Raw genomic sequence first — 23,387 nt, 5'->3', positions numbered from 1 at the left:
TCTGCTGACGAAAGGCCCCTCACTCTAATGAGTAGCCGTACGGCTACACGCCGTGTTCGGCGAAACTCACTTCAGCGCCCCCGAGCTGAGCCCGGACTGGATCTGCCGCTGGAAGATGATGTAGACGACCATCACCGGCAGGATCGTCATGCTCAGGGCGGCGAACAGGCCCGGCCAGTCCGCCTCGTAGCCGGCCCTGGTGGAGATCCTGGCGATGCCGAGCGTGAGCGGCCACTTGTCCGGGGCGCCGCCCATGAGCGCCAGGGGCAGCAGGTACTGGTTCCACTGCCCCAGGACGTTGAAGATCGTGATGCTGACCAGGCCGGGCTTGGCCATCGGCACCATGATCTGGAAGAACGTCCTGGTGTGCGAGGCGCCGTCGATCAGCGCCGCCTCGGCGACCGCCTCGGGCAGGGTGCGGAAGAACGCGGCCAGGAAGAAGATCGTGAACGGCAGCGAGTACGCGATGTAGACGATGATCAGGCCGATGTGCGAGTCGAGCAGCCCGAACTGCTTGACGACGAAGAACAGCGGCCCGAGCGCCAGGAAGATGGGGAAGGCGAGCCCGGCGACGAAGTAGTAGTAGATCAGCTTGCCGCCGAGGAACTTGTAGCGAGCCAGCACGTACGCCGCCATCGAGCCGAACAACATCGTGCCCGCCGTGCCGAAGAACACGACGATGACCGTGTTGAGCATGTACTGCCCGACGTGCGCCTTGTCCCAGGCCCGGCCCCAGGCGTCCAGCCGCAGCGCCCCGGGGAGCTGGAGCGGGTCGCCGAAGATCTCGGTGTTGCTCTTGAACGAGGCCAGGAACGTCCACAACAGCGGCAGGACGATCAGCAGGGCCCAGACGGCCAGGGCGACATGGGAGAGCCCGCTCAGCACGCCGGGCCGCGGCCTGCCCGCTCCACGCGAAGCCATCAGAGCTCAACCCTTTCACGCCTGGTCGTGCGGAGCGTCAGCACGGCGAACGTCACGGTCAGGAAGAACAGCACCACGCCCATCGCCGAGGCGTAGCCGACCTTGTGGTAGTCGAAGGCGGTCTTGTAGATGGTGATGGGCAGGATGGTGGTGGCGCCGTCGGGCTCGCCCCGGTCGCCCGCCAGCACCTGGATCAGCGCGAAGCCGTCGAAGGCGGCGATCCCCAGGTAGATCCAGCCGACCTGGAGGGTGTCGCGCAGCAGCGGCAGCGTGATGGAGAAGAACAGCCGCACGCGGCCGGCCCCGTCGATCGAGGCGGCCTCGAAGTAGTCCTTGGGGATGGCGGCCATGCCCGCGGAGAAGAGCACCACGTAGAAGCCGACCGCCTGCCAGACCATCACCGCGATGATCGACCAGAGCGCGAGGCCCGGCTCGGTGAGCCAGCCGATCGGCTCGGACAGCCCGAGCCTGGCCAGCGTGCCGTTGATCACACCGTCCTCGTCGGGACGGTAGATGGCCTGGAACAGCACGCCGACCACGGCCACGGCGAGAACCTGGGGGAAGAAGAACACCACCCGGTAGAAATTCGACCCCCACACCCCGCGCATTCCCGCGCCGCGGGTGCCGCCGCCGAGATTCAGCAGGAACGACAGGAACAACGCGATGACGATCGTCAGGAGCGGCAGCACCAGCAGGAGAATTCCGTGGTTGCGCAGGGCCTGCCAGAAATTGTCGTCCTCGAACAACCGGCCGAAATTGTCCAGCCCCACGTATCGGACGACCGAGCTGACGCCGTTCCAGCTCGTCAGCGAGAGCTGGAAAGCCTGCACATATGGGCTGATCACGAAGACCGTGTAAAGCGCGACCGGGACGGCCAGGAACCCGATGACGAATCCGTACTTGCGCAACCGCTCCATGTGCTCAGGCGCTCCGCGTCTGCTTGGTGACGGAGTCGTCCTTCTTGACGTCGTCGGCCTTCTTCTGCATGCGCTCGCAGAACTCGTCGGGGGTGATGCGCCCGGCCATCAGGACGTTGGTCTGCTCCCAGCCGTAGTCGAACAGCTCCTTGTACCAGCCCTCGAACCGGGCGTCGGTGATGATGCTCTCGCCGGCCGCCTCCTGCGCCTTGGCGGCGCTGACCAGGCCGGGCGGGAACTCGGAGCTGTCGGCGGCGCCGGTCACCACCGTGAGGTTGTTGGTCTTCTTGGTGAAGCCCGCCGCACCCTCCTTCGACAACATGATCCGCAGGTACTCCAGGCCGCCCTGCGGATTCTTGCCCTTCGCCGCGACGACGAAGTTCTCGCCCACGCCGACCTGGATCGCGCCGTACGGCATCTTGTCGGAGGCGGTGACGTCGGGGATGGGGGCCAGGGCGTACTCGAAGTCGAGCGGGATGTCCTTGGTCATCTCGTTCTCGAGCCAGGAGCCGCACGGGTAGAACAGCACCTTGTTCTGGAGCTGCTTGACCTGGGTCTGGGTGTGGTCGAGGCCCAGGTACGCCTTGTCGCCGTACTTCTGCTGGATGTCCAGCCAGGCGGTGACCGCCTGCTTGACCGCCTCGCTCTTCCAGGCGTTGTCGACGAGGTTGTCGATGTCGATGATGACCTGGTTGCCGCCGATCTTGGCGGCCGTGTAGAGGACGTTCCAGAGCTGGTAGTACGGGCCCTTCTTGCCGGGATAGGCGAAGAGCGCGATGCCTTCCTTCTTGGCCGCCTCGCCGAGCGCGGTGAACTCGGCCCACGTCTTCGGCACGCTCCAGCCCTTGGAGGCGAACAGCTTGGCGTTGTACCACAGCGCCCGGTGGGAGACGGTGTAGTTGAGCACCAGGTCCTTGCCGTCGAGCTTGCCGTTCTGCAGCACGAGGGGCGTGATCGTGTCGCGGACCTTCTTGGACGGGTCGTCGAAGGAGGGCGCGTCGTAGAGCGGGGTCAGGTCGGCCAGGTGGCCCTCGGTGGCCAGCGCGGCCAGGTCGAGCGCCTCGGGGCCGGAGTTGTTGATCACGTCGGGCATGTCGTTGCCGACGATGCGCGGCCGGAGCTGGGTGCCGATCTGCTGGGTGGCGGTGTGCTTGACCGTGACGCCGGCGTGGGCCTTCTTGTACAGCTCTTCGTGCAGGTCCTTGGCGTAGGAGTCGCCGTAGCCGCCGCTGAAGATGACCACTTCGAGCGGCTTCTTGACGTCGACGCCGAAGGGATTCTTGGGGTCCGCCGACGCCGCGATCGTCGTGGCGGGCGCCGCCGAGGGCTGGTCGCCGCCACCGCTGGTCGCGCAGGCGCTCAGCAGGCTCGCGCCGGGCCCGGCCACGAGCGCGGTCAGGCCGATGCGGCGGAGCAGCTGACGCCGAGTGATCTCGCCCGGGTGGGTCATGGGGGGCTCCCGAAGAGGATTCAGTTAGGAAAGTTTCCTAAACGTTTGCCCGAACGTACGAACGCCCGCCGACACGCGTCAAGGGGGCGCAATCGAGACGTGACCTTGCCGTGATCCCTTGCCTAGAATGCCGTTCTAGAAGCAGGGTGGGTCACATGATTATCGAGTACGCGGACCGGGTGTGGCGCGGCGAGTCTGACGACAGCATCGTGGACACCGGCATGGAGGGCAAGGGCGTCCAGACCGTGACCGAAGGTGTGGGCTGGTGGGCGGGGTTCGGCAACGCGATCGCCTTCGAGACCGAGGGCGAGCTGCTGCTCTTCGACACCGGCGGGCCGTGGGCCGCCGGCCGCCTGCACGAGGACGTCCGCCGCTGGTCCAGGGCGCCGCTGACCACCGCGTTCTACTCCCACGGGCACATCGACCACGTCTTCGGCACGGGACCGTTCGAGGAGTCGGGCCCTCGGGCCACGGTTTACGCCCATCAGGCGGTGGTCGATCGGTTCGACCGCTACCTGCTGACAAATGGTTACAACACGGTGATCAACCAGCGGCAGTTCCAGAACACCCGCCTGCGCTGGCCCGCCGACTACCGGCGGCCCGACGTCACCTACACCGACGCGCTGACCGTACGGCGCGGCGGGCTGACCTTCGACCTGCTGCACGCCAAGGGCGAGACCGACGACGCCACCATCGGCTACGTGCGCGAGCATCGGCTGCTGCTGCCCGGCGACCTGTTCATCTGGGTGACCCCCAACTGCGGCAACCCCCAGAAGGTGCAGCGCTACCCGCGCGAATGGGTGCACGCGCTGCGCCGGATGGCGGCCCTCGACGCCGAGATCATGCTGCCCAGCCACGGCGCGCCCGTCTTCGGCGCCGACCGCGTGCGGCAGGCGCTGCTGGAGACGGCCGAATGGCTGGAGTCGATCATCACGCAGACCCTCGACCTGCTCAACGCGGGCGCCAGGCTCGACGAGATCGTGCATGCGGTGAAACCTGCCGAGCGCCATTCCGACCGGCCCTATCTGCGGGCCCGTTATGACGAGCCGGAATTCGTCGTACGCAATCTCTGGCGCCTTTACGGCGGCTGGTACGACGGCAATCCGGCCAATCTCAAACCGGCCCCGGAAGCGGTGCTGGCCAAATCCGTGGCGGAACTCGCGGGCGGGCCGCACGCGCTCGCCGACGCGGCGCTCAAAGCCCTTTCCGAGGGCGACGAGCGGCTCGCCGGACATCTCGCGGAAATGGCCGCGCTGGCCGCTCCTGACGATGCGGGTGTGCATCGGGTCAGAGCCCAGGTTTTCGCCGCGCGGGCGGCCGGTGAACAGTCATTGATGGCGAAGGGGATTTTCACCTGGGCCGCCGCGGAATCCTCGGCCCGGACGGACCGGGAGACCCCGGCTCCCCTCGAAGGCGCCTAGCACTCCAGTGACACATCGCGCCGGGCAGGCGCGGGGCAGCGGTAGAAGGCCGGCTCGTTGAGGATGACCATCCAGCCGTCAGGGTCTGTGCCGTGGCTCGCGGCCACCGCATGATCTTCGGCTGTCTTACCAACTCCGAATGATCATGCGATGGCCGTCTCCATGCGACCCCGACGCCTCAAGATCTCCAAGCGTCACTGGAGTGCTGGATGGTCACCCCACAAGGTGGCGGGCGTCACGGGCACTTCGCGCGCATCGTGGGGCTCCAGCCGTTGTGGACGACGTACTTGCTCCCCGCGTAGTAGCTGACCTGGCCCTGCAGGCGGTAGGTGAAGGTGTCCCCTCGCTTGCAGCCCTTGTACAAGGTCTTCTTGCCGGCTCCGTACCAGGAGGCGCTGGAGATGTTCTGCCAGCCCCACCAGCGCTTGCGCTGAAGCATGATCTTGACGCGCTGGTTGCTGGAGCAGCCTATCGCCCAGCCCGTCGCGGCCACGTGTCCCTTGCGCATCTCCGGACGGTACACACGCACCTCACGGCAGGACATCGTCATCGAGCCGGCCCTCGCGGCGGCCGTGGTGACGGTGGCGAGGGAGGTCTGGGCGCCGGTCTGGACGGAGGCCTGCGCGGGGGCGCCCGCGGTCAGAGCCGCGGCGGCGACCGCCGCACCGAGGACCATCGTGTTGAGCGTTCGCATCGGATTCTCCTTGGTGCTCGTCGTACTGGACACCGCGAAGGTAGCCAGGCCGATGTTGAGACCCTGTGGAGCTCCTGTTGAGCGGACGATCGGCCAGGTGTACTCCGGAGACGCATCGCGATCATGATGGGGACCTGCGCCGGTACCGGCGGTGTCGGGCGCTGGACGCCACCCGGGCCGGTGCCGGGGTTCGCGGGCTCAGGGACGGGTCCAGCTTTCCTGTGGCCGGTCGGCCCGCGGCAGGGAGTCCTTGGGGACGTCGGCGGGAGCCACGGCGTCCACCCTGACCGTGTCCGAGGCGACCTTGATCACGCTGTCGACGATCCAGTCGTCCTTGACGTGCTCCGCGGCCACGTCGTAACCGCTGCCGCTGCCGTCGGGGTTCGACCACATCACCACGTACTCGATCTTCAGGCCGCGTCGCGACAGCTCGGCCCTGGCGTGCGAGACGGGCTTGCCCACGACCTTGACGCCGGCCACACCGTCGGCGGCCAGACCCACCGTGCTCGGCGCCATCGCGGCATACCGCTCGCCGGGCTCGGCAGGGCGGCCGATCCCGACGATGACCTTGCCTTTGTACCCGGTCGGCATGGAGATCGTGCCGCACCAGACCGACGCGCAATTCTCGACGCTGCGAACCGTCACGCCGGTCCCCGGCGGGAAGTTCCCGGGGGTGGCGGGGCCGAACAGCATGCCCGCGTACTCGGGCGCGACCGGGATCTTCTTGACCGTGGCGTCCAGGCCGACGGCCCTGAACGCCTCGGTGTAGGCCGCCGCCTCCGCCTCGGGGTCGGTGATGACGACGTCGATGAAGTCGTCGCCGGTCTTGACGGTGACGGCGGCGTTGGCGTACTCGGTGACCGGGCCGAAGATCGGCAGCGTGACGGCGAGCACGGCGGCCAGCCCGGCCGCCACCGCCCCCAGCAGGAACACCTTGCGCGGCGCCCTGCGGCGCGGGCGCGCGACAGGCCCGCGCTCCTCGGCGGTGATCGGCTCGGACGTGATCGACTCCATGAGCGCCCGCGCCCCCGCGCCGGACGCCTGCCCGGCGGGCACCCCCGCCAGTTCCTCGTCACGCACCCGGGCGAGATCGGCGATGTTCACAACGAGCTCCTTCCGGCGCCTGCGCGCGGGATCGGCGACGTTCACAACGGGCTCCTTGTCGCGCCCGCTCGCGGGATCGGCGGCGTTCACAACGGGCTCCCTTCGAGGGCGACGGCCTGTGTGTGCTCGACCCCGGCCTCAGCCAGGCGGCGGGCGAAGCGCCGGCGCGCCCGGTACAGGCGGACCCGTACGGCGTTGCGGGTGATGCCGAGGGTGGTGGCGATCTGGCCGGTGTCCAGCTTCTCCCAGGCGACCAGGGTGAGCAGCTCGCGGTCGTCGCCGGAGAGCGTCCCGAACGCCCGGGCCAGCGGCGACAGGTCCTCGACGGACGGCCCGGTGACCACGGGCGCGGCGGCCAGTTCCGCGCGTAACGCCTCGGTGCGCCGCTCGTGGCGGCGCTCACCGCGCCGGTGGTTGGCCAGCACCTTCCTGGCCACGCCGTACAGCCAGAGCCGGGCCTCCTCCCCGCTCGGCACCTCCTCGATGCGCCGCCACGCGATCATGAACGTCTCGGCCACGACGTCGGCCGCGTCGTCGGGGTCGGGGCAGCGGCGCAGCGCGTAGCCGAGCAGGGGTCTGTAGGAGAGTGCATAGATCTCCTCGAACCGGCTCTCGGGATCGGCTCCCATCCGGTCTCCTCACGTGAGCGTCAACAACACTCACCCCATGTCCGGATTTTTGGCAGCATTACAGCTCTTGGCGGGAGGAGTCGGTTTTGACGGTGAATCGCATCGTAGGCGTCGGTGTGCTGCTCACGGACCCGGACGGGCGCGTGCTGCTCGGCGAGCGGGTGAAGGCGGGCGAGCCCTTGTCGTGGTGCCTGCCCGGCGGGGCGGTGGAGCCCGGCGAGACCTTCGAGGCGGCGGCCGTCCGCGAGCTGGCCGAGGAGACCGGCATCCGCGACGCCGGGCCGCCGGTCGTCACCGGCGTGGCCCTGGACCACCCGGAGGGAGCGGTGCGGGTGACGGCGGCGGTCACCATGCTCCCGGGCGCCGACGCTCCGGCGGTGACCGAGCCGCACGTCTTCCGCTCATGGCGGTGGTTCCCGTACGACGGGCTGCCGTCCCCGCTGTTCCCGGCGACCGCCCTCGTCCTGGCTGCCCCAGCCTCCGGTTCCCGCAACGGGCTCTACAGGATCACGCCGCCGCCCGTCGCACAGCCGTGATCCCGGTCCGTCAGGACAAGACCTGCTGGAGAGATGGTCCGGCGTTCGCGCGGACGGTCCAGGCCACGAGGTGGTCGACCTCGGTGCAGACATCGATCCGCGCACGGACGTCCTCAGGCACCTCGATCCCACGCTCGGCCACCCGCTTCATGCCGGCCAGCAGTCAGAGACCTGCTGTTGAACCAGCAGATGCATCGATCAGAACCTGAGGCACCCGCCGCTAAGTCGTCCTAACAAAAGGATCTAGGAATAGGGGTGATCGCCTTCAGGTTGATCACCGCGTGAGGAAGGGCGAACATCCACCGTGGATCGTGGCCGACGAGTTGTGGGCCGCGATCATCTGCTGGCGACGCCTTGCCCGCTGACCTTCCTGTCAGGGAACTCTAGAGGCCGGACCTCACTGCCCGGCGCCGTGCTCGGTAGTTCGTCCAGGACAGGATCGCGCCTGCGGTGATGAGAAGCGCTGCAACGCTCCCTGATAGCAGCCGACGAGTGGGGCAATCGGGGTTACTCGGTTGATAGCCATCTCCGAGGAAGGCGCTTCCACACGTCAGCGAACTGTGACCGTCCCAGCCCCATGGGTTTGGGAAGAAGAAGCCGAGGGCGACGCCGCTCATCACCATGATGACGCCGAGTACCCACCAGGCCCTGACCACAGTCAGCCACGTTAGATCAGTGGACGGTGTGCCGCCACTCGGTGACCCTTCCCACGAGATGGTGCAGGAGCCGACAACAGACCAGATCATTTTGTTAGGACTTCTAAGAGCGCTGCCCGTCCGAGTCGTCGAACACGTCACGTGCGGACTGGACGCTGCTCGCGCGCAGAGCCCAGCGCTTGAGCAGGTCGATGTCGGTGCAGGTGTTGATGTGCGCGCGAACATCCTCGGGAACCTCGACCCCACGCGCTTCCAGCGCATACAGCACGAATTCCCGCCCGGTTTCGGCTGCGGCCTCCGCACGGCCCTCTTCGAGCCCTTCCGCACGGCCCTCTTCGAGCCCTTCCGCACGGCCCTCTTCGAGCCCTTGCGCACGGCCCTCTTCGATCCCTTCCGCACGACCTCGGCCGAAGTGCTGACGGGCGAAGGGGCTGTAGACCGGCCAATCGGTAGACATCATGATCTCTTCCGTGAACGCCCGAACCGCAAGAACCGCTGACCAGCAGCGTGGTCGCCGAATCCTCGACGACCACGCCCACCGGAGACCTCGCCGCCAACCGCGCTACCCGTCCGAGTCCTCGAACACGTCACGTGCGGACTGGACACAGCTCGCCCGCAGAGCCCAGCGCTTGAGCAGGTCGACGTCAGTACAGGTGTTGATCCGCGCGCGAACATCCTCGGGAACCTCGACCCCACGCGCGTTCAACGCGTACAGCACGAATTCCCGCCCGGTTTCGGGAGCGGCTTCCGCACGGCCCTCCCGGAGCCCTTCCGCGCGGCCCACCTGGATCCCTTCTGTACGGCCTCGGCCGAAGTGCTGGTGGGCGAAGGGGCTGTAGACCGGCCAGTCGTTGGACCTCATGATCTCCTCCAAGATGCGCCCGATCTCAGGCACGGACATACCGTGTGCGTATTCATAATACTTCGGAGCGTAATCAACGGCCGTCTCCGCCAGGGCGGCCGCGAACGCCTCCAGCACCTTGCGCTCGCGTCCGTGGATCATGACGGACATCACCGCGAGTTCCAGGTGGGCGGCGGCCTCCCGTGGGTCGGTGATGGCCGGCACGTCACCCGGGCCGAGCACGTGTGCCTGCAGGCGGTAGCCGGTCAGCCCGGAGTCGATCGGCTGGGAGTAGTAGGCGGCGGCGGCTCGATCGGGGCACACCACCAGGACCGTCACGTCGCAGCGGAGCATCAGCCATTGCGCGGCGGCGTACCGAGCCAGTTGCTGGGGATCTTTGGACTTGTCCTGTTGGATCTCCACGATGACGGCGTGTGCCGGGCTCTGTGGCGGACCGAGCACGATGCCGAGATCCGGTTCGATGTCGTCGGAGGGCCGGGTGTTGAACAACCGGTCCTCCTGCCGCACCAGCGGAGTAGAAGGCAGTTGTACGCCCATGAGGTCGCGAAGGATCTCCACCGCCAGTTGGGGGCGGTCGGCGAACATCTGCCTGAGGGCGTCATGTCGGGGGGACGGCATGACACTTATTGTCACACGGCGAGCGCGTAGCGTGACCATTGACTCTGGAGGGGATTGCGGCCTCGTTCGTCCAGGTCGGTCAGCGGACAAGCGAACGGGCCCGCTGGAGATGCGATGACGCCGTTCCGGGCCGGGGAGCAATGCACGCACCCGGCAACCGACCAACGGGCGGGCCAACCACACGCTCCAAGGAGCCGGCCGGGCGGGATCCCGCGGGCCCACCCGGTGGCCAGGGGAACGGGTGGGGCAACCGCAGGCGTCGGTCGGGTGAGGGGTCAGGCGAAGTGGGTGCGGGTTTCGGTGAAGGCCTGGTCGGTGGCCTCCAGGGCGCGGGCCACGTCCGCCTCCGTCAGTGCCGCCGACATGAACCAGTTGTGCCACGGGTGCAGGTACACCCCGTGCCGCAGGCAGGCGTCGCTCCAGTACAGCGCCGTGGACAGGTCGGCGTCGCCGTCGAAGCTGAGCCACGGGATGGTCACCGGGCCGGTCTGGTTCACGACGAAGCCGTGGGACTTGGCCTGGGCGTACAGGCCCTCCCTGAGCTGGGTGCCGGCGCGTTCCATGGCGCCGATGCCGTCCGTGTCGCGCAGGGTCTCGATGGTGGCCTTGGCGGCGGCCATCGCCACGGCCGAGAACCAGAAGGAGCCGGTCGTGTAGAGGGTCTGGGCGGCGCCGCGCAGGGCGTCGGTGCCGGTGACGGCGGCGATCGGGTAGCCGTTGGCCATGGCCTTGGACCAGGCGGTCAGGTCGGGACGCACCCCGTACGGCTCCCACGACCCCCGCAGGTCGATCCGGAACCCGGCCCGCACGTCGTCGATCACCAGGGCCGCCCCGAGGCGGTCGGCCAGGGCGCGGGCGCCGCGCGCGAAGGCGGGCTCGACCAGCTCCTGGTCCTCGAAGGAGTCGTGCTTGAAGGGGGTACAGATGATCGCCGCGACGTCGCCCTCGACGGTGGCGGCGGCGGCCTCCAGGGACTCCAGCGAGTTGTAGGTGAACTCGACCAGGTCGGCGCGCTCGTTCGGGGTGGTGCCGGCGGTGGAGGGCGTGCACCAGGGGTCGGCGCCGTGGTACGCGCCGTGCGCCATCAGCACCTTCGTGCGCCCGGTGGCGGCGCGGGCAACCATGAGCGCCTGGGTGGTGGCGTCGGTGCCGTTCTTGGAGAACATCGCCCAGTCGGCGCTCGGCACGGTGTCGACCAGCAACTCGGCCAGCTCCACCATGACCGGTCCCGGGCCGTTGAGGCAGTCACCGAGCGCGAGCTGCCGGGCGGCGGCCTCCTCCACGCGCGGGTGCCGGTGCCCGAGCACGACCGGTCCCCAGCTGCACATGAGGTCGATGTACTCGCGGCCGTCCACGTCCCATTGGCGGCAGCCCTCACCGCGCTGGAAGAACTGGGGGTAGCCGGGAGCGAAGATGGCCGCGTTGAGGTGCCCGTACATGCCGCCGGGGACGACCTTCAGCGCGCGCTCGCGGAGTTCGGCGTCAGTCATGCGAGAGTCCTTAGGGTGGATTCGAGGTCGGTGAGGCCGGCGTCGGAGCCGAGCCCGGTGGCCACGCGGGCCGCCGCGGCGGTGCCCCAGCGCGCGGCCTCGACGACGTCGCGGCCGTGCAGCAGGCCGGTCAGGAAACCGGCGCAGTACGCGTCGCCGCACCCGGTCGTGTCGGCGACGTCCGTCTCCAGCGCCGGCACCCGCTCGGGCCCGCCGCCGGAGGTCAGTACGAGGCTGCCGGCCGCGCCGAGGGTGACGAGCACGCCCTTGGGGCCGTCGGCGAGCAGGGTCGCGGCGGCGGTGGCCACGTCGGGGTCGCCGGTCATGAGCAGGGCCTGCGACTCGTTGGGCAGCACGTAGTCCACGTGGGGCAGGAACGCGCGGGCCATCGCCAGCAGGTCGGGCAGCTCCGACAGCAGGTCCATCGTGACGATCGTGCCGGCCGCGCGCACCTCGTCGAGGAGGGCGAAGAAGGCGGGGTCGCCCAGGCCGAAGGTGACGTCCATGCCGCCCAGGTGGATGGCCCGGGCGCGGCGCAGCACGTCGGGGTCCAGGTCGGCGAGGGTGACGCCGAGGTTGGCGCCGGGCACGTGGAAGCTGGGCCGGCCGCCGTCGGGGCGGATGGGCAGGATCGAGGCGGCGGTCTGCTCGCCGGCCCGGCGGACCAGGCGGGAGGCGTCCACGCCGCGCTTGGCGAGGACGGCCACCAGGAAGTCGCCGAGCTCGTCGTCCCCGATCGCGCCCATGGTGATCACGTCGTTGCCGAGTTTGACCAGGTCCACGGCCGTTCCGGCGGCGGCGCCGGCGGCGGTGAGGCGGATCTGCTCGACGAGTACGGTGTCCTGGCCCTCGGGGATGTGCTCGACGGGCCTGGCGAGGATGTCGACGATGTGCACGCCGACCGTGGCGACGGTCATGGACTAAATAGACAGACGTCCGAATAAAAAGTCAATATGGTGGGAGTCGCCGCGAGAAGAGGGGGATCCCGATGCCGAAGATCGTCGATCACGATGAGCGCAGGGCCGAGGTCCTGTCGGCGGCCCGCAGGGTGATCGTCAGGGACGGCATCGACGCCGCCACCACCAGGGCCATCGCCAAGGAGGCCGGCTACTCCAACGGCGTGCTCGCGCACTACTTCGCCGACAAGGACGAGATCCTGCTGTCGGCGCTGAGCCAGTCGCACCAGCGCATCAGGGAGCGGCTGACGCGCAAGGTCGAGGGCGTCACGGGCCTGGCCGCCCTGCGCGAGCTGCTGCTGGACAACCTGCCGCTGGACGCCGAGCGCACCCAGGAGAGCCGGCTGGAGGTCAGCTTCTGGAGCCGCAGCCTGGCCTCGGACCGGCTGGCGGAGGTCCAGCGCGCCGAGGCCGACGAGCTGCGCGCCGCCGTACGGGAGCTGCTGGGGCAGGCCCGCGCGGCCGGCGAGGTACGCGCGGACGGCAGCCTCGACGACCTCGCCGAACACCTGCTCGCCCTGGTCGACGGCCTCAGCCTGCACCTGCTCCTCTACCCGGGCCGGCTCACCCGCGTCGACCTCGAACGGCTCATGCTCCAGGCGCTCGACCGCCTGTGACCAAGGGAAGCGCTGGAAGTATTTCGGACGACCGACTACTGTGCCGACCCATGAGCCTCCGCGAGCAGTTGTGCGAGTACGGCAGGCGTGCCGCCGAGCTGGGCCTGGTCATCGGCACCTCGGGCAATCTGAGCGTGCGCCGGGGTGACCAGGTGGCGGTCACCCCGTCCGGCGTGGCGCTCGACCGGCTGACCCCGGAGGCGTGCCCGATCGTCGACCTGGCGGGCCACCTGGTCGAGGGCGAGCTGCAGCCGTCGTCGGAGACCCCCATGCACCTGGCCGTCTACCAGGCGACGGGCACTCAGGCGATCGTGCACACGCATTCGGTCTTCGGCACGGTCGTGGCCACGACGATGACCGAGCTGCCGCCGGTCCACTACAACGCGCTGCTGCTGGGCGGCGTGGTCAAGGTGGCCGAGTACGCCACCTACGGCACGCCGGAGCTGGCCGCCAACGTGCGGGCGGCGCTGGCGGGCAAGCAGGCCGCCCTGATGGCCAACCACGGCGGGGTGACCATCGGGACGACGCTGGAGCAGGCGTTCGAGGCCACCCGCCTGCTGGAGTGGCTGTGCGAGGTCTACGTGCGCGGGCTGGCCGTGGGCAGGCCGACGGTCCTGACCGACGAGCAGCTCGCCGCCGTCGTGGACCGCGCGGCCAACCCTCCGGCGTTCCCGCGCCGCCCGAGCTGACCCGGGGAGCGCGATCGGGCCGGTCAGGCCAGCGCGGCCTGTTCTGCCAGGCCCAGCGGCAGGCCGCCGGAGCCGGCGATCCGGTCGTGGAACTCACGCAGCGACCCGGTGAACGACTCCCGGATGCGGTCGATCTCGATGGCCCCCGTCAGGTACGACGGCGCCTGCGTCGGCCAGGCGCAGTAGCGGTTCACCTCGCCCCGGGCGGTGCCGGGCGACAGCGACGCCTTGGTGGCCATGAACGTCTCGGCCTCCTCGATCGACATGTCCTCGCAGTGCAACGCGGTGTCCACGATGATCCGGGCGGCGCGGAAGAGGCGGAAGTCCAGGTGGGCCAGCTCGGTGGCGGGGGTGTCGAAGTAGCCCTGCTCGTGCAGCACCTTCTCGACGTACAGGGCCCAGCCCTCGGTGAAGTACGGCGTCCTGAAGACCTTGCGGACCGTACGCGGGTTGTCCGCCATGTACGACAGGTGCCAGTGGTGCCCGGGATATGCCTCGTGCACGGCGATCGAGGGCATCTGGGCGCGCGCGTTGGTCCGCAGGCGCTGGCGTACCTGCTCCTCGGTGAAGTCGTCCGGGGTGTAGGGGACGAAGAAGATGCCCGTGCGCGAGCTGCTGAGCGGCGGCGGCGCCAGGTAGTGGGCGACGTACAGCACCGGGCGGGCGTACTCGGCCGACGGCAGGACCTCGCACTCCTCCCCCTCGGGGAAGGTGACCAGCCCGCGCTCGCGGACGAACTCGCGGGCCCGCCGGGTCTCGGCCTCATACTCGGCCCGCATGTCCGCCAGGGTCGGCGGGTGGTCGTCCATGAGGGACTCCATCGCGGTCCGCCAGTCCTCGGTGCCGTTCATGCCGAGGGCGACCCGGCGCATCCGCGCGTCCAGGTCGGCCCAGGCGGCCCTGCCCTTCTGGTGCAGCTCGGCGGCGCCGTACGTGAGCATCTCGCGCTCGCGCAGCAGGGTGGAGTAGAGCTTCTCCCCCATCCGCCAGGTGCCGCCGCACTGGAAGCCTTCGAGGAAGGACACCAGCGCGTCGAACGCGTCGGCGGCGGGTCCGGCGGCCTCGGCCAGCCGGGCGCGCAGCGCCTCGTCGCCGACCATCGCGGGGAGCGTGCGGGTGAGGAAGTTGCGGCCCGTACGGGCCTGGTTGAGCCCGCGCGTGACCAGCAGCGGCGCGGCGAGGTCGGGGTCCAGGTTGGCCTGGCAGGCGGCCAGCACGCCGGGCACCTCGGCCAGGCGGGAGACGGCGGCGGCGACCAGTTCGGCCTCCGGCTTGAGCCGCTGCTGGAAGGCGTTGAACAGCGACCCGAAGACGGCCGAGAGGTAGAGGCCGGGGTTGCGCCGCCACTCGGGCCAGGACTCGAGCGCGACCGAGCCCCTCAGCTGGGACAGGACCAGGTCTCTGTCGATGGCGTCGTCGAGCGAGTCGGCCGGGGCGTCGGAGAGGCGTTCGATCCAGCGGACCTCTTCCCGGGCTCTGTTCTCCCAGGCGGAGGCGGTGAAATCGCCGAGGGTGTGGTCGTAGCCGTCGGCTCCCAATTGGCTGGCGACGACGGGACGGTCGGAAAAGTACCAGTTGAGAAACTCGTCCACCTACGCACCATATCCTGACGTTCATGCCCCTGCAGATCACTGGCGCGCTAGGCGACCCCGACCTCATCCGGCTCCCCTGGGACGTCCCGCTGGCCGACTGGCCCAAGCATCATCTGGTCGATCTGCCGCGCGGCATCTCCCGCCACGTGGTGCGGTTCGCCCGGCTCTCCGGCAAGGTCTACGCGATCAAGGAGATCAGCGAGCGGTACGCCAGGCGCGAGTACCAGCTCCTGTGGGACCTGGCCAGGCTCGACGCCCCGGCCGTCGAGCCGGTGGCGTACGTGACCGGCCGCGACGAGGGCCTGGACGCCGCGCTGATCACCCGGCACCTGCAGTTCTCGCTCCCCTACCGCGCCGTGATGTCCGGCACCCTGCGCCCCGACACGCTCACCCGCCTGCTCGACGCGCTCGCCGTGCTGCTGGTGCGCCTGCACCTGAACGGCTTCTACTGGGGCGACTGCTCGTTGTCCAACACGCTCTTCCGCAGGGATGCCGGCGCCTTCGCGGCCTACCTGGTGGACGCCGAGACCGGCGAGATGCACCCGATGATCAGCGAGGGCCAGCGGCTGACCGACATCGACGTCGCCCACACCAACATCTTCGGCGAGATGCTCGACCTGGAGGCCGGCGGGCTGCTGCACCCGTCGATCGACCCCATGGAGACCGCCGAGGACATCGTCACCCGCTACCACCGCCTGTGGGCCGAGATCACCGACAGCGAGATCATCGACGAGGTCGACTGGCACCGCGTGGAGCAGCGCATCCGCCGCCTGAACCTGCTCGGCTTCGACGTCGCCGAGATGATGGTGCGGCGCAAGGTCGGCACCGGCCGCCTGATCGTCCGGCCGAAGGTGGTGGACGCCGGCCACCACCAGCGCCGGCTGATCAGGCTGACCGGGCTCGACGTGGAGGAGAACCAGGCGCGGCGGCTGCTCAACGACCTGGACGGCTACCGGGTCGCCAAGGGCCTGCGGCACGAGGACGAGGCCATCGTCGCCCACCGCTGGCTCGCCGAGGTGTTCCACCCGACGGTCGACGACATCCCCGCGGAGCTGCGCGGCAAGCTGGAGCCCGCGCAGCTCTTCCACGAGCTGCTCGACCACCGCTGGTACCTGTCGGAGGCGGCGGGCGGCGACGTCGGGCTGGCCACGGCGGTGAAGTCGTACGTGGACAACGTGCTGGTGCACAAGCCCGACGAGAAGGCGCTGCTGCCCGACGACCCGGACGAGGACGATCAGTAGGCGACCGTGATGCGGGTGCGCGGGTGGGCGTGCTCCTCCAGCTCGTCGACGATCGCCACCGCGTAGTCCTCGGCGGTGATGAAGCTGCGGCCGTCGGCGTCGCTGAGCAGGTCGTCGCGGCCGATCCGGTAGACGCCGGTACGCTCGCCGGGCGCGATCTCGGCGGCCGGCGAGACGTAGGTCCAGTCCAGGTCGGTCACCTCCCGGTAGAGGCCGAGCGCGGCCCGCGCGGCCTTGGCCTCCTTCTTGTAGATCTCCGGGAAGCCGGGCGTGTCGACCAGGTCGACGTCCGGGCCGGCCTTGAGGCTGCCCGCGCCGCCCACGACCAGCACCCGGCTCACTCCGGCGGTGCGCAGGCCGTCGATGAGGGCGCGGTTGGCGGCCAGGAACGGCGGCTCGGGCTCGGTGCCGTCACGCGGCGGGGCGATGGCGCAGACGACGGCGTCGTAGCCCTCGGCGAGCGTGGCGGCGTCGTGGACGTCGCCCTTGACGGGACCGCGGCGGCTGACACCGGTGACGTCGTGGCCGCGGCCGGTGAGTTCGGTGACGATGCGCTGACCGATCATTCCGGTCGCGCCGAACACGAGGATCTTCATGAGAAGCACAGTATCCAATGGATACTGGTTACTTCATCGTGCTATAAGTACCTTATGGATACCGGTGATGCCTTCGACCCGAACTGCCCGACCAGGCTGGTTCTCGACCGGATCGGCGACAAGTGGTCGGTGCTGGTGCTGCTCAGCCTCAGCGACGGGCCGATGCGCTTCACCGTGCTCCGGGGGCGGATCGGCGGGGTGACGCCGAAGGTGCTCACGCAGACGCTGCGGGCCATGGAGCTGGACGGGCTGATCACCCGCGAGGTCTTCGCCGAGGTGCCGCCGCGGGTGGAGTACGCGCTGACCGACCTCGGCCGCTCGCTGCACGCGCCGATCTCGGTGGTCGCCCGGTGGGCCGAGGAGAACGTGCACGAAATTCTCCGCCATCGTGAAAAAATCTCGTGAATTGATCATATTTCCGCACCAGGGATGCTTTTCTTCGTCCTGGCCGTATAAAAACGTATCCCTCGGTAAATCGCCTCCCTTCTGATCTCTTGTGGCCCCCTACGCTTTCCCCGTCCCACGACGGAGGGAGGCTCGCGGTGCTGGGAGTGGACACCTGCCTGGCGGAGGTCATGTCGATACCGGGCGCGCTCGACGCCATGCTGGTCGACGGCACGAGCGGCATGGCGGTCGCCTTCAGCAGCGCGTCCGGCGTGGACGCCGACAGGTCCGCCGCGGCGCTGACCGAGGCGTTGCGCGCCACCACCGACGGGCTGACCCGGACGTGTCCCGGCGAGATCGTGCGCATCGACGACATGCTCGTCACCACCGACCGGGGGCACCACCTGCTCCGGCTGCTGGAGACGGTCTTCGAGGGCCCGCTGGTCATCTACGTCCGCCTCGACCCGGAACGGTCGAACCTGGCCCTGGCCCGTTACCGCCTGCGGGCCATCTCCGACCTGCTGACCACCTGAGCCATGGCCGCGCTCGACTCACTCCTCGCCGGACTCGCCCGCGAACGCGCGACGGGGGCGCTCCGCCTGGGCAGGAACGGCACGATCTACCTGTCCGAAGGGCGCGTGACGTACATGGAGTGCGCCCAGACGCCGGGCGTCGAGCGGCTGTTCGCGGCCAGGGGGCGGGTGCCCGAGTCGGCCCTGCGCGCACTCCAGGCCGACGGCGGCCGCGCCCGGCTGCTCCAGGAGGGCCCGGTCACCCTGGCCGAGCTCCAGTACGCCGTGCTCGGCGTGGTCCAGGACGCCGCCTTCTTCCTGCTGCCGGTGACCGGCGTGCGGCCGAAGTTCCGGCCCGGGGAGGAGCACTGGCTGGGCGGGCAGTGGTTCTTCGACGTCCAAGAGCTGGTGCGCGAGTGCGCCCGCCGCCGGGAGCAGCTGGCCGGCATCTGGCCCTCGTCCGACGTGGACACCCAGCCCGTGCGGCCGGTCCCGCGCCTTCCCGGGCACGGGGTGGCGCTCAGCCAGGTGCAGTGGGAGGTCGTCGTACGGGCCGACCACAAGGCGACCCCGCTGGAGCTGGCCCGGCACCTGGGCCGGTCGGGCTACGCGGTGCTGCTGGCCGTCAGAAGGCTGGCCGCCGCCGGTCTCCTGGTCCCGCCGGACCCGGTACGGCCCGCGCAACGCCGTCCTGAGGACGGGGAGGCGCTGCCCAGGCGGGTGCCGGGATCGGTGGCCGTGCCCGCCGGCACCGGGCGGGCGGGGCCGGCCGCCGGGCCGGTGCCGACGGGGGACCCGACCGATCTGACGCTGCTGCTGCGGCTGAAGAAGGCCCTGGAGGAGATGCCGTGAGGTTCCCCTCACGACGCAGGAGGAGGCCACCCGTGGAGCTACGGCAAGAGGTCCTGGCGGAGATGGAGCTCCTGCGCGGCCGCACGCCGGACGTCACCGGCAGCGTCGCCTGCACCGTCGACGGCCTGCGGATCGCCTGCGACCTGCAAGGAGACACCGGCGAGCAGGTGGCGGCACTGTCGGCGGCGCTGCTCGCGATGAGCGGCCGGATGCTGACCATGGCGGGCCGCGGGACGTTCGAGGAGACCCTCGTGTCCGGCACCGCAGGGTTCGCGGCCTTCTACGCCGCGGGCCCCACGATCGTCCTCACGGTCCTGGCGGGACCCGGCGCCAACGTCGGGCTCCTCCGGCTGGAGGGCAGGAAGACGGCGGCCTCCGTGGCCGCCGTGGCACGCAAACACTGACCATCCCCACCGAAGCGGAGGAAAGCATGGCAGGCATGGACGTCTCCCTCAAGGAGATGATGAGCATCGACGGCACGATCGGGGCGGCGATCGTCGACCACGGCAGCGGCATGGCGCTCGGCACGCTCGGCGGCTCGAAGGAGCTGGACCTGCAGGTCGCGGCGGCGGGCAACACCGAGGTCATCAAGGCCAAGCTGCGCACGATGGACTCGCTGGGCCTCAAGGACGGCATCGAGGACATCCTGATCACGCTGACCGCCCAGTACCACATCATCCGCCCGCTGACCGGCCGCAGCGGCAAGGGCCTGTTCCTCTACCTCGCCCTCGACCGCAACCGGGCCAACCTGGCCCTGGCCCGGCACATGCTCAAGGTCATCGAGGAGAAGCTGGAGCTCTGACCGGCCACGGCTCCGCGGGGCTCCGCGGGCGGCTACGCGGCGGGCTCCGGCCGTGCGGGCGCCGCGGAGCCGGTGTGGGCGGCGATCTCGGCGACGATCGCGGGCCAGAGGGGGCGGGGCAGGTCGTGGCCCATGCCGGGGTAGGTGACCAGGCGGGCGTCCGGGATGGCGGCGGCCGTCGCCCGTCCGCCGGCGAGCGGCACGAGCTGGTCGTCCTCGCCGTGGATGACCAGCGCGGGCACCTTCAGCCCGCCCAGCGCGGACGTGCGGTCGCCGGAGGCCATGATGGCGGCGAGCTGGCGGGCCGTGCCGGCCGGGTCGTGGCAGCGGTCGAAGGCCAGCCCGGCCAGCCTGGTGACGCGTTCGCGGTCCAGCTCCCAGCCGGGGGACCCGAGCACGGCCCAGGTCGTCAGCGCGCCGGCGACGACCGTCTCGCGGTCGGTCGCGGGCTTGGCGAAGAGCACCGCGGCGGCCGCCTCGGTCGGCGGGGCCGCCTGCGGACCGGGCGTGGACATGATCGAGGTCAGGCTCAGCACGCGGGCGGGGTGCCGGATGGCCAGCGCCTGGGCGATCATCCCGCCCATCGAGGCGCCGACGACGTGCGCGGCGGGCAGGCCCAGGACGTCCATGAGCCCGGCGCTGTCGTCGGCCAGGTCGTCCAGCACGTACGGCGAGGGCGCACCCCATGCGGGGACGCCCTCGTCGTGGAGATGGGTGGACAGGCCCGCGTCGCGGTTGTCGAACCTGACGACGTGGTGGCCCTGCTCGGCCAGGAGTTCACAGAACTCGTCGTCCCAGTGGATGAGCTGGGCGCCGAGTCCCATGATGAGCAGCAGGGGCCGGCCCGCGGGTGAGCCGAAGCTCTCGTAGGCGATCTCGATGCCGTTGGCGGCTGCGCGCTGGATCACAGCGACCAGAATGTCATTCTGGTCGCGAGGCGTAAAGAGCGGTTTGTTCGGAGATCAGTCGTTGAGCAGCTTGCGCAGGCGCTCGCCGCCGAGCACCACGCCGCCGCCGGCCAGCACCAGCACGCCGGCCATGACGGTGCCGCCCATCGCGACGGTCTTCCCGACCTGGCCGCCGGCGGAACCGGCCGCGTCCTCGGCGGGCTTTTCGGCCAGCACCTTGGGGGGCTCGGCCGGGTTGGCGTCGTACCTGCCCCACGCGCCGCTGGAGAAGGCCACGGGGTAGTTCTTCTTGCCCTTGCCCTCGCCCCACTTGGTGATGACGTAGTCGATCTTGATGTGGCCGCGGCCGCCGTTGCCGTCCACGCCGAGCGTGTCGGGGTTGAACGTGCCGCCGGTCAGCTCGGCGAAGGTCTTGGCGTCGAGGTCGAGCATGACGCCACGGTTGGAGGGCTCGCCGGGGCCGCGGTCGCCCACGAAGAACGGCATCTTCTTGCCGTTGAAGGTCACGTAACCCTCGGTCATGAGGGGCCAGCTCGGGCTGGCGGCCAGGCCCTTCTGCATGGGCTTGCCGCTGGCCGGGAGACCGGTGTCGCCGGCGCGGCCGGAGGAGTCGTCCCAGAAGTAGGAGGCCTTGGTGGAACCCTTGAGCAGGATCTTCTGGTCGTCGCCGGTGTCGGCGTGGGCGCCGGTGGCGGAGATCGTCAGCGCGCCCAGGGCGGACACGGACAGCAGAGCGAGAGAGCGCAGGCCAAATCGAGACATGAAGCAGTGAAGTCCTTCGCGAGGGGACAGGGGGAACGCGCGTGACTACGGTGCGTAACCGGGCAGAGCGCCGAAAAGGTGGTTACGCGGCGCGTGGGGGAAGTCAGGGAAGAGACCGCTCAGCAGGCGGTCGTCACTACACTGTCCGGGGGTACGACGAGGTGGTACATGCGTGAAGTCCTCTCCATCTCGCCTACCGGGTTAGCTGACGGGTTCGGGCGTGGAGATGCCCTACCGGCACATGGCCGGATTCACCCCAATGAGATGGGTCCCCGGTTCCCGACATGTCGGGATTCGGCGCCAGCTGTCGTCCCTCTCCTGGTAGGGACTACGCCACCAGCTGGTAATTGGTTAAGACGGTACCCAGAGATTCGGACAAATACAAACGAATCGTCATGAACCGGGTAAAGATCTACCTATCGAGGTAAAGAGAAAGGGGGCACGGCATGCCGTACCCCCTGCGAAATCGGGCCTTTCAGCCGCCGCTCTTGCGCCTGAAGGATCTTTTACTCGCTGCCGGACCGTGCGCCCCGTGGATCTTCGACGGGTCCACGCCCCTGCCACCCGCGGCCGAGTCGGCCTGCTGCCCGCGCTTGCGTTCCAACGCCTCGCGGAACTTGCGCTTCATCTCGTCCTCGGGAGTCTCGCTGACTTCCGGCTCCGGTGTTTCCGCCATGAGGACCTCCTGGTTCTGGGGACATCCACAGCTTCGCACGACGTCGCTTACGACGCGAAACCGGCCTCCACTCTGCTTTCCGCGGCGGGCGTCCGCTCCAGCCGCCTGCCGGGCATCATCACCAGCGCGACCAGGGCGATTGTCGCGCCCGCCACGCCCAGCGACGGGATGACCACGGCCGCCGCCGAGGCGTGCGCGGCCGCGAGCCCGTGCACGGGCGCGTCCGTGGTGATGACCGACGTGTACGCGGTGCCGGCCAGCGCCAGCGCCACCGAGCCGCCGATCTGCCGGAAGAAGGTGAGGTTGGCCGAGGCCGTGCCGATGTACCGCGGCTCGACGGCCTGCTGCACGGCCACGGTCAGCCCCGACAACATCGGCCCCATGCCGAGCCCGAGCAGCGCCATCCATCCGGCCAGCAGCAGGCCGTCGGTGCGCACGGTGAGGTTCAGGCAGAGCAGGCTGCCGGCCACCAGCAGGAACGGCGCCCCGACCAGCCACGGCTTGTACGTGCGTGTCCTGGACATCAGCGTGCCCATGAGAGCGCTGCCCGCCACCATGGCCAGCGTCATCGGGTAGATCCTCAGCCCGGACTCGGTGGCGCTGACGCCCAGCGCCTGCTGGAAGTAGCGCGGCAGGAACACCACGCCGGCGTACATGCAGAAGGCGGTGAAGAACGAGCTCGCGTTGACCAGCGTGTACGTACGGTCCCGGAACAGGTGCATCGGCATGATCGGGTTCGCCGCCCGCAGCTCGACCAGCACGAACACGACCAGCAGGACCAGCGCCAGCAGGACCGGCCCGGCCACGGGCGGGGACGTCCAGGAGTTGCCGTCCAGGCCCTTCTCGGTCAGGCCGAGCAGCAGGGCGCTGATGGCCACGCCGAACACCGCGATGCCCGCGTAGTCCGGCCGGCCCCCGCCGCCGGTGCCCGGACGGAACGGCAGCCGCAGCACCACGATCGCGATCAGCACGATCCCGAGCGGCACGTTCACGTAGAAGGCCCACCGCCAGCTCGCGTGGTCGGTGAACAACCCGCCCAGGAAGGGCCCGGCCAGGTACGTCAACGCCATCACGCCGCCGAGTGCGCCCTGCACGCGGGCGCCGTTGCGCCCGGGCGGGAACATCTCCATCACCAGGGCCAGCGACAGCGGCAACAACGCGCCCGCGCCCAGCCCCTGCACGGCGCGGAAGGCGATGAGCTGGGTCATGTCCTGGGCGAGCCCGCACAACGCCGATCCGGCGACGAACACCGACATCCCGACGAGCAGCAGCGGCTTCCTGCCGTGCTGGTCGGAGAGCCGGCCGTACAGCGGCACGGTCACGGTGGAGGTGAGCAGGTATGCCGTGACCACCCAGGTGTAGAGCCGGGTGCCGCCCAGCTCGCCGGTGATGCGGGGCAACGCGGTGCCGACGATCGTCTGGTCGAGCATCGCCAGGAACATCCCGCCGAGCACCGCCAGCAACACCAGTCCGTTGCCCTTGGCCTTCATGTCATTAGTCAC

General features: G+C 69.7%; 26 protein-coding genes and 1 riboswitch. Of the genes, 10 read left to right on the top strand and 16 right to left on the bottom strand.

Annotated elements, in window-relative coordinates; all coding sequences use genetic code 11:
• Positions 1–66: 66 nt before the first annotated feature.
• Genes ACNF49_RS13330 through ngcE form a run of 3 tightly spaced genes read right to left on the bottom strand, consistent with a single transcriptional unit; the run spans position 67 to position 3,288 of the window.
• Entirely contained in the window at positions 67–921 is an 855-nt protein-coding gene (locus ACNF49_RS13330) for a carbohydrate ABC transporter permease (RefSeq protein WP_482943826.1), read from the bottom strand.
• A complete protein-coding gene (locus ACNF49_RS13325) occupies positions 921–1,838 on the bottom strand; it encodes a carbohydrate ABC transporter permease (protein WP_352326100.1) in 918 nt (305 codons plus the stop codon). The genes ACNF49_RS13330 and ACNF49_RS13325 overlap by 1 nt, the downstream gene beginning before the upstream one ends.
• Positions 1,839–1,842: 4 nt before the next feature.
• Complete coding sequence (ngcE, locus tag ACNF49_RS13320) at positions 1,843–3,288, bottom strand: N-acetylglucosamine/diacetylchitobiose ABC transporter substrate-binding protein (RefSeq protein WP_482943825.1); 1,446 nt, start codon at positions 3,286–3,288, stop codon at positions 1,843–1,845.
• Between the two features lie 155 nt (positions 3,289–3,443).
• Here ngcE and ACNF49_RS13315 point away from each other — a divergent pair, with 155 nt between their 5' ends.
• Complete coding sequence (locus tag ACNF49_RS13315) at positions 3,444–4,709, top strand: alkyl sulfatase dimerization domain-containing protein (protein WP_482943824.1); 1,266 nt, start codon at positions 3,444–3,446, stop codon at positions 4,707–4,709.
• A gap of 235 nt (positions 4,710–4,944) precedes the next feature.
• Here the strand turns inward: ACNF49_RS13315 and ACNF49_RS13310 are convergent, their stop codons facing one another.
• The 3 genes from ACNF49_RS13310 to ACNF49_RS13300 all read right to left on the bottom strand — a co-directional run bounded on the left by ACNF49_RS13310 (position 4,945) and on the right by ACNF49_RS13300 (position 7,136).
• Positions 4,945–5,403: a hypothetical protein gene (locus tag ACNF49_RS13310; protein WP_482943823.1), complete on the bottom strand. Its 459-nt coding sequence runs from the start codon at positions 5,401–5,403 to the stop codon at positions 4,945–4,947.
• Positions 5,404–5,601: 198 nt separating this feature from the next.
• Positions 5,602–6,507 (bottom strand): hypothetical protein, encoded by a 906-nt coding sequence (locus ACNF49_RS13305; protein WP_482943822.1) that lies wholly within the window; start codon positions 6,505–6,507, stop codon positions 5,602–5,604.
• Between the two features lie 86 nt (positions 6,508–6,593).
• The gene (locus ACNF49_RS13300; RefSeq protein WP_482943821.1) at positions 6,594–7,136 is read right to left on the bottom strand and encodes an RNA polymerase sigma factor; all 543 of its coding nucleotides are present in this window, start codon (positions 7,134–7,136) and stop codon (positions 6,594–6,596) included.
• Positions 7,137–7,228: 92 nt separating this feature from the next.
• On the opposite strand from ACNF49_RS13300, the gene ACNF49_RS13295 reads away from it, so the two are divergent.
• Complete coding sequence (locus ACNF49_RS13295; RefSeq protein ID WP_482943820.1) at positions 7,229–7,672, top strand: nucleotide triphosphate diphosphatase NUDT15; 444 nt, start codon at positions 7,229–7,231, stop codon at positions 7,670–7,672.
• Positions 7,673–8,431: 759 nt separating this feature from the next.
• Here the strand turns inward: ACNF49_RS13295 and ACNF49_RS13290 are convergent.
• The 4 genes from ACNF49_RS13290 to ACNF49_RS13275 all read right to left on the bottom strand — a co-directional run bounded on the left by ACNF49_RS13290 (position 8,432) and on the right by ACNF49_RS13275 (position 12,215).
• Positions 8,432–8,788 (bottom strand): hypothetical protein, encoded by a 357-nt coding sequence (locus tag ACNF49_RS13290; RefSeq protein ID WP_482943819.1) that lies wholly within the window; start codon positions 8,786–8,788, stop codon positions 8,432–8,434.
• A 102-nt stretch (positions 8,789–8,890) separates the two neighbouring features.
• Positions 8,891–9,775, bottom strand: a complete 885-nt coding sequence (locus ACNF49_RS13285; RefSeq protein ID WP_482943818.1) for a hypothetical protein — start codon at positions 9,773–9,775, stop codon at positions 8,891–8,893.
• 308 nt (positions 9,776–10,083) lie between these two features.
• Positions 10,084–11,298: an aminotransferase class III-fold pyridoxal phosphate-dependent enzyme gene (locus ACNF49_RS13280; protein WP_357978519.1), complete on the bottom strand. Its 1,215-nt coding sequence runs from the start codon at positions 11,296–11,298 to the stop codon at positions 10,084–10,086.
• Entirely contained in the window at positions 11,295–12,215 is a 921-nt protein-coding gene (locus tag ACNF49_RS13275; RefSeq protein WP_482943817.1) for a carbohydrate kinase family protein, read from the bottom strand. The genes ACNF49_RS13280 and ACNF49_RS13275 overlap by 4 nt, the downstream gene beginning before the upstream one ends.
• A 71-nt stretch (positions 12,216–12,286) precedes the next feature.
• Here ACNF49_RS13275 and ACNF49_RS13270 point away from each other — a divergent pair, with 71 nt between their 5' ends.
• Together ACNF49_RS13270 and ACNF49_RS13265 are read left to right on the top strand one after the other, a co-directional pair.
• Positions 12,287–12,871 (top strand): TetR/AcrR family transcriptional regulator, encoded by a 585-nt coding sequence (locus tag ACNF49_RS13270; protein ID WP_357998699.1) that lies wholly within the window; start codon positions 12,287–12,289, stop codon positions 12,869–12,871.
• A gap of 50 nt (positions 12,872–12,921) precedes the next feature.
• Complete coding sequence (locus ACNF49_RS13265) at positions 12,922–13,560, top strand: class II aldolase/adducin family protein (protein ID WP_482943816.1); 639 nt, start codon at positions 12,922–12,924, stop codon at positions 13,558–13,560.
• A 23-nt stretch (positions 13,561–13,583) separates the two neighbouring features.
• On the opposite strand, the gene ACNF49_RS13260 is transcribed toward ACNF49_RS13265, so the two are convergent.
• Positions 13,584–15,152: a DUF885 domain-containing protein gene (locus tag ACNF49_RS13260; protein ID WP_482943815.1), complete on the bottom strand. Its 1,569-nt coding sequence runs from the start codon at positions 15,150–15,152 to the stop codon at positions 13,584–13,586.
• Positions 15,153–15,175: 23 nt separating this feature from the next.
• Here ACNF49_RS13260 and ACNF49_RS13255 point away from each other — a divergent pair, with 23 nt between their 5' ends.
• Positions 15,176–16,393, top strand: coding sequence for a DUF4032 domain-containing protein (locus ACNF49_RS13255; RefSeq protein ID WP_357978534.1), 1,218 nt, complete (start codon positions 15,176–15,178; stop codon positions 16,391–16,393).
• Here the strand turns inward: ACNF49_RS13255 and ACNF49_RS13250 are convergent.
• Positions 16,387–16,989 (bottom strand): NAD(P)-dependent oxidoreductase, encoded by a 603-nt coding sequence (locus ACNF49_RS13250; protein WP_357978537.1) that lies wholly within the window; start codon positions 16,987–16,989, stop codon positions 16,387–16,389. The genes ACNF49_RS13255 and ACNF49_RS13250 overlap by 7 nt on opposite strands.
• Before the next feature lie 54 nt (positions 16,990–17,043).
• Between ACNF49_RS13250 and ACNF49_RS13245 the strand changes: the two genes are divergently transcribed.
• The 5 genes from ACNF49_RS13245 to ACNF49_RS13225 all read left to right on the top strand — a co-directional run bounded on the left by ACNF49_RS13245 (position 17,044) and on the right by ACNF49_RS13225 (position 19,539).
• A complete protein-coding gene (locus ACNF49_RS13245) occupies positions 17,044–17,394 on the top strand; it encodes a winged helix-turn-helix transcriptional regulator (RefSeq protein WP_357978540.1) in 351 nt (116 codons plus the stop codon).
• Between the two features lie 137 nt (positions 17,395–17,531).
• Complete coding sequence (locus ACNF49_RS13240; protein ID WP_352352017.1) at positions 17,532–17,906, top strand: roadblock/LC7 domain-containing protein; 375 nt, start codon at positions 17,532–17,534, stop codon at positions 17,904–17,906.
• Positions 17,907–17,909: 3 nt separating this feature from the next.
• Complete coding sequence (locus tag ACNF49_RS13235; RefSeq protein WP_482943814.1) at positions 17,910–18,737, top strand: DUF4388 domain-containing protein; 828 nt, start codon at positions 17,910–17,912, stop codon at positions 18,735–18,737.
• 32 nt (positions 18,738–18,769) lie between these two features.
• Positions 18,770–19,141 carry a roadblock/LC7 domain-containing protein gene (locus tag ACNF49_RS13230; RefSeq protein ID WP_482943813.1) on the top strand — a complete coding sequence of 124 codons (372 nt, stop codon included), beginning with the start codon at positions 18,770–18,772 and terminating at the stop codon, positions 19,139–19,141.
• A 26-nt stretch (positions 19,142–19,167) separates the two neighbouring features.
• On the top strand, positions 19,168–19,539 hold the full coding sequence (locus ACNF49_RS13225; RefSeq protein ID WP_352352019.1) for a hypothetical protein: 372 nt from the start codon (positions 19,168–19,170) through the stop codon (positions 19,537–19,539).
• Between the two features lie 32 nt (positions 19,540–19,571).
• Here ACNF49_RS13225 and ACNF49_RS13220 read toward each other — a convergent pair whose 3' ends face one another.
• From ACNF49_RS13220 to ACNF49_RS13205, 4 genes are all read right to left on the bottom strand, one after another.
• Positions 19,572–20,447 carry an alpha/beta fold hydrolase gene (locus ACNF49_RS13220; RefSeq protein WP_357978547.1) on the bottom strand — a complete coding sequence of 292 codons (876 nt, stop codon included), beginning with the start codon at positions 20,445–20,447 and terminating at the stop codon, positions 19,572–19,574.
• Positions 20,448–20,501: 54 nt separating this feature from the next.
• Positions 20,502–21,209 (bottom strand): hypothetical protein, encoded by a 708-nt coding sequence (locus tag ACNF49_RS13215; protein ID WP_482943812.1) that lies wholly within the window; start codon positions 21,207–21,209, stop codon positions 20,502–20,504.
• Positions 21,210–21,384: 175 nt separating this feature from the next.
• Positions 21,385–21,519, bottom strand: a riboswitch (cyclic di-AMP (ydaO/yuaA leader).
• Between the two features lie 165 nt (positions 21,520–21,684).
• The gene (locus tag ACNF49_RS13210) at positions 21,685–21,885 is read right to left on the bottom strand and encodes a DUF5302 domain-containing protein (RefSeq protein ID WP_352323331.1); all 201 of its coding nucleotides are present in this window, start codon (positions 21,883–21,885) and stop codon (positions 21,685–21,687) included.
• 47 nt (positions 21,886–21,932) lie between these two features.
• Positions 21,933–23,387 carry an MDR family MFS transporter gene (locus tag ACNF49_RS13205; RefSeq protein WP_482943811.1) on the bottom strand — a complete coding sequence of 485 codons (1,455 nt, stop codon included), beginning with the start codon at positions 23,385–23,387 and terminating at the stop codon, positions 21,933–21,935.

The organism is Actinomadura sp. ATCC 39365 (genome assembly GCF_054392275.1).
This window is presented reverse-complemented; position numbering and strand designations above follow the sequence as displayed.

Bases quoted from the DNA above. Each gene is read 5' to 3' on its own strand.
- ACNF49_RS13330 (WP_482943826.1), bottom strand. From the start codon at position 921: ATGGCTTCGCGTGGAGCGGGCAGGCCGCGGCCCGGCGTGCTGAGCGGG.
- ACNF49_RS13325 (WP_352326100.1), bottom strand. From the start codon at position 1,838: ATGGAGCGGTTGCGCAAGTACGGATTCGTCATCGGGTTCCTGGCCGTC.
- ngcE (WP_482943825.1), bottom strand. From the start codon at position 3,288: ATGACCCACCCGGGCGAGATCACTCGGCGTCAGCTGCTCCGCCGCATC.
- ACNF49_RS13315 (WP_482943824.1), top strand. From the start codon at position 3,444: ATGATTATCGAGTACGCGGACCGGGTGTGGCGCGGCGAGTCTGACGAC.
- ACNF49_RS13310 (WP_482943823.1), bottom strand. From the start codon at position 5,403: ATGCGAACGCTCAACACGATGGTCCTCGGTGCGGCGGTCGCCGCCGCG.
- ACNF49_RS13300 (WP_482943821.1), bottom strand. From the start codon at position 7,136: ATGGGAGCCGATCCCGAGAGCCGGTTCGAGGAGATCTATGCACTCTCC.
- ACNF49_RS13290 (WP_482943819.1), bottom strand. From the start codon at position 8,788: ATGATGTCTACCGATTGGCCGGTCTACAGCCCCTTCGCCCGTCAGCAC.
- ACNF49_RS13285 (WP_482943818.1), bottom strand. From the start codon at position 9,775: ATGTTCGCCGACCGCCCCCAACTGGCGGTGGAGATCCTTCGCGACCTC.
- ACNF49_RS13280 (WP_357978519.1), bottom strand. From the start codon at position 11,298: ATGACTGACGCCGAACTCCGCGAGCGCGCGCTGAAGGTCGTCCCCGGC.
- ACNF49_RS13275 (WP_482943817.1), bottom strand. From the start codon at position 12,215: ATGACCGTCGCCACGGTCGGCGTGCACATCGTCGACATCCTCGCCAGG.
- ACNF49_RS13270 (WP_357998699.1), top strand. From the start codon at position 12,287: ATGCCGAAGATCGTCGATCACGATGAGCGCAGGGCCGAGGTCCTGTCG.
- ACNF49_RS13265 (WP_482943816.1), top strand. From the start codon at position 12,922: ATGAGCCTCCGCGAGCAGTTGTGCGAGTACGGCAGGCGTGCCGCCGAG.
- ACNF49_RS13255 (WP_357978534.1), top strand. From the start codon at position 15,176: ATGCCCCTGCAGATCACTGGCGCGCTAGGCGACCCCGACCTCATCCGG.
- ACNF49_RS13250 (WP_357978537.1), bottom strand. From the start codon at position 16,989: ATGAAGATCCTCGTGTTCGGCGCGACCGGAATGATCGGTCAGCGCATC.
- ACNF49_RS13245 (WP_357978540.1), top strand. From the start codon at position 17,044: ATGGATACCGGTGATGCCTTCGACCCGAACTGCCCGACCAGGCTGGTT.
- ACNF49_RS13235 (WP_482943814.1), top strand. From the start codon at position 17,910: ATGGCCGCGCTCGACTCACTCCTCGCCGGACTCGCCCGCGAACGCGCG.
- ACNF49_RS13225 (WP_352352019.1), top strand. From the start codon at position 19,168: ATGGCAGGCATGGACGTCTCCCTCAAGGAGATGATGAGCATCGACGGC.
- ACNF49_RS13215 (WP_482943812.1), bottom strand. From the start codon at position 21,209: ATGTCTCGATTTGGCCTGCGCTCTCTCGCTCTGCTGTCCGTGTCCGCC.
- ACNF49_RS13210 (WP_352323331.1), bottom strand. From the start codon at position 21,885: ATGGCGGAAACACCGGAGCCGGAAGTCAGCGAGACTCCCGAGGACGAG.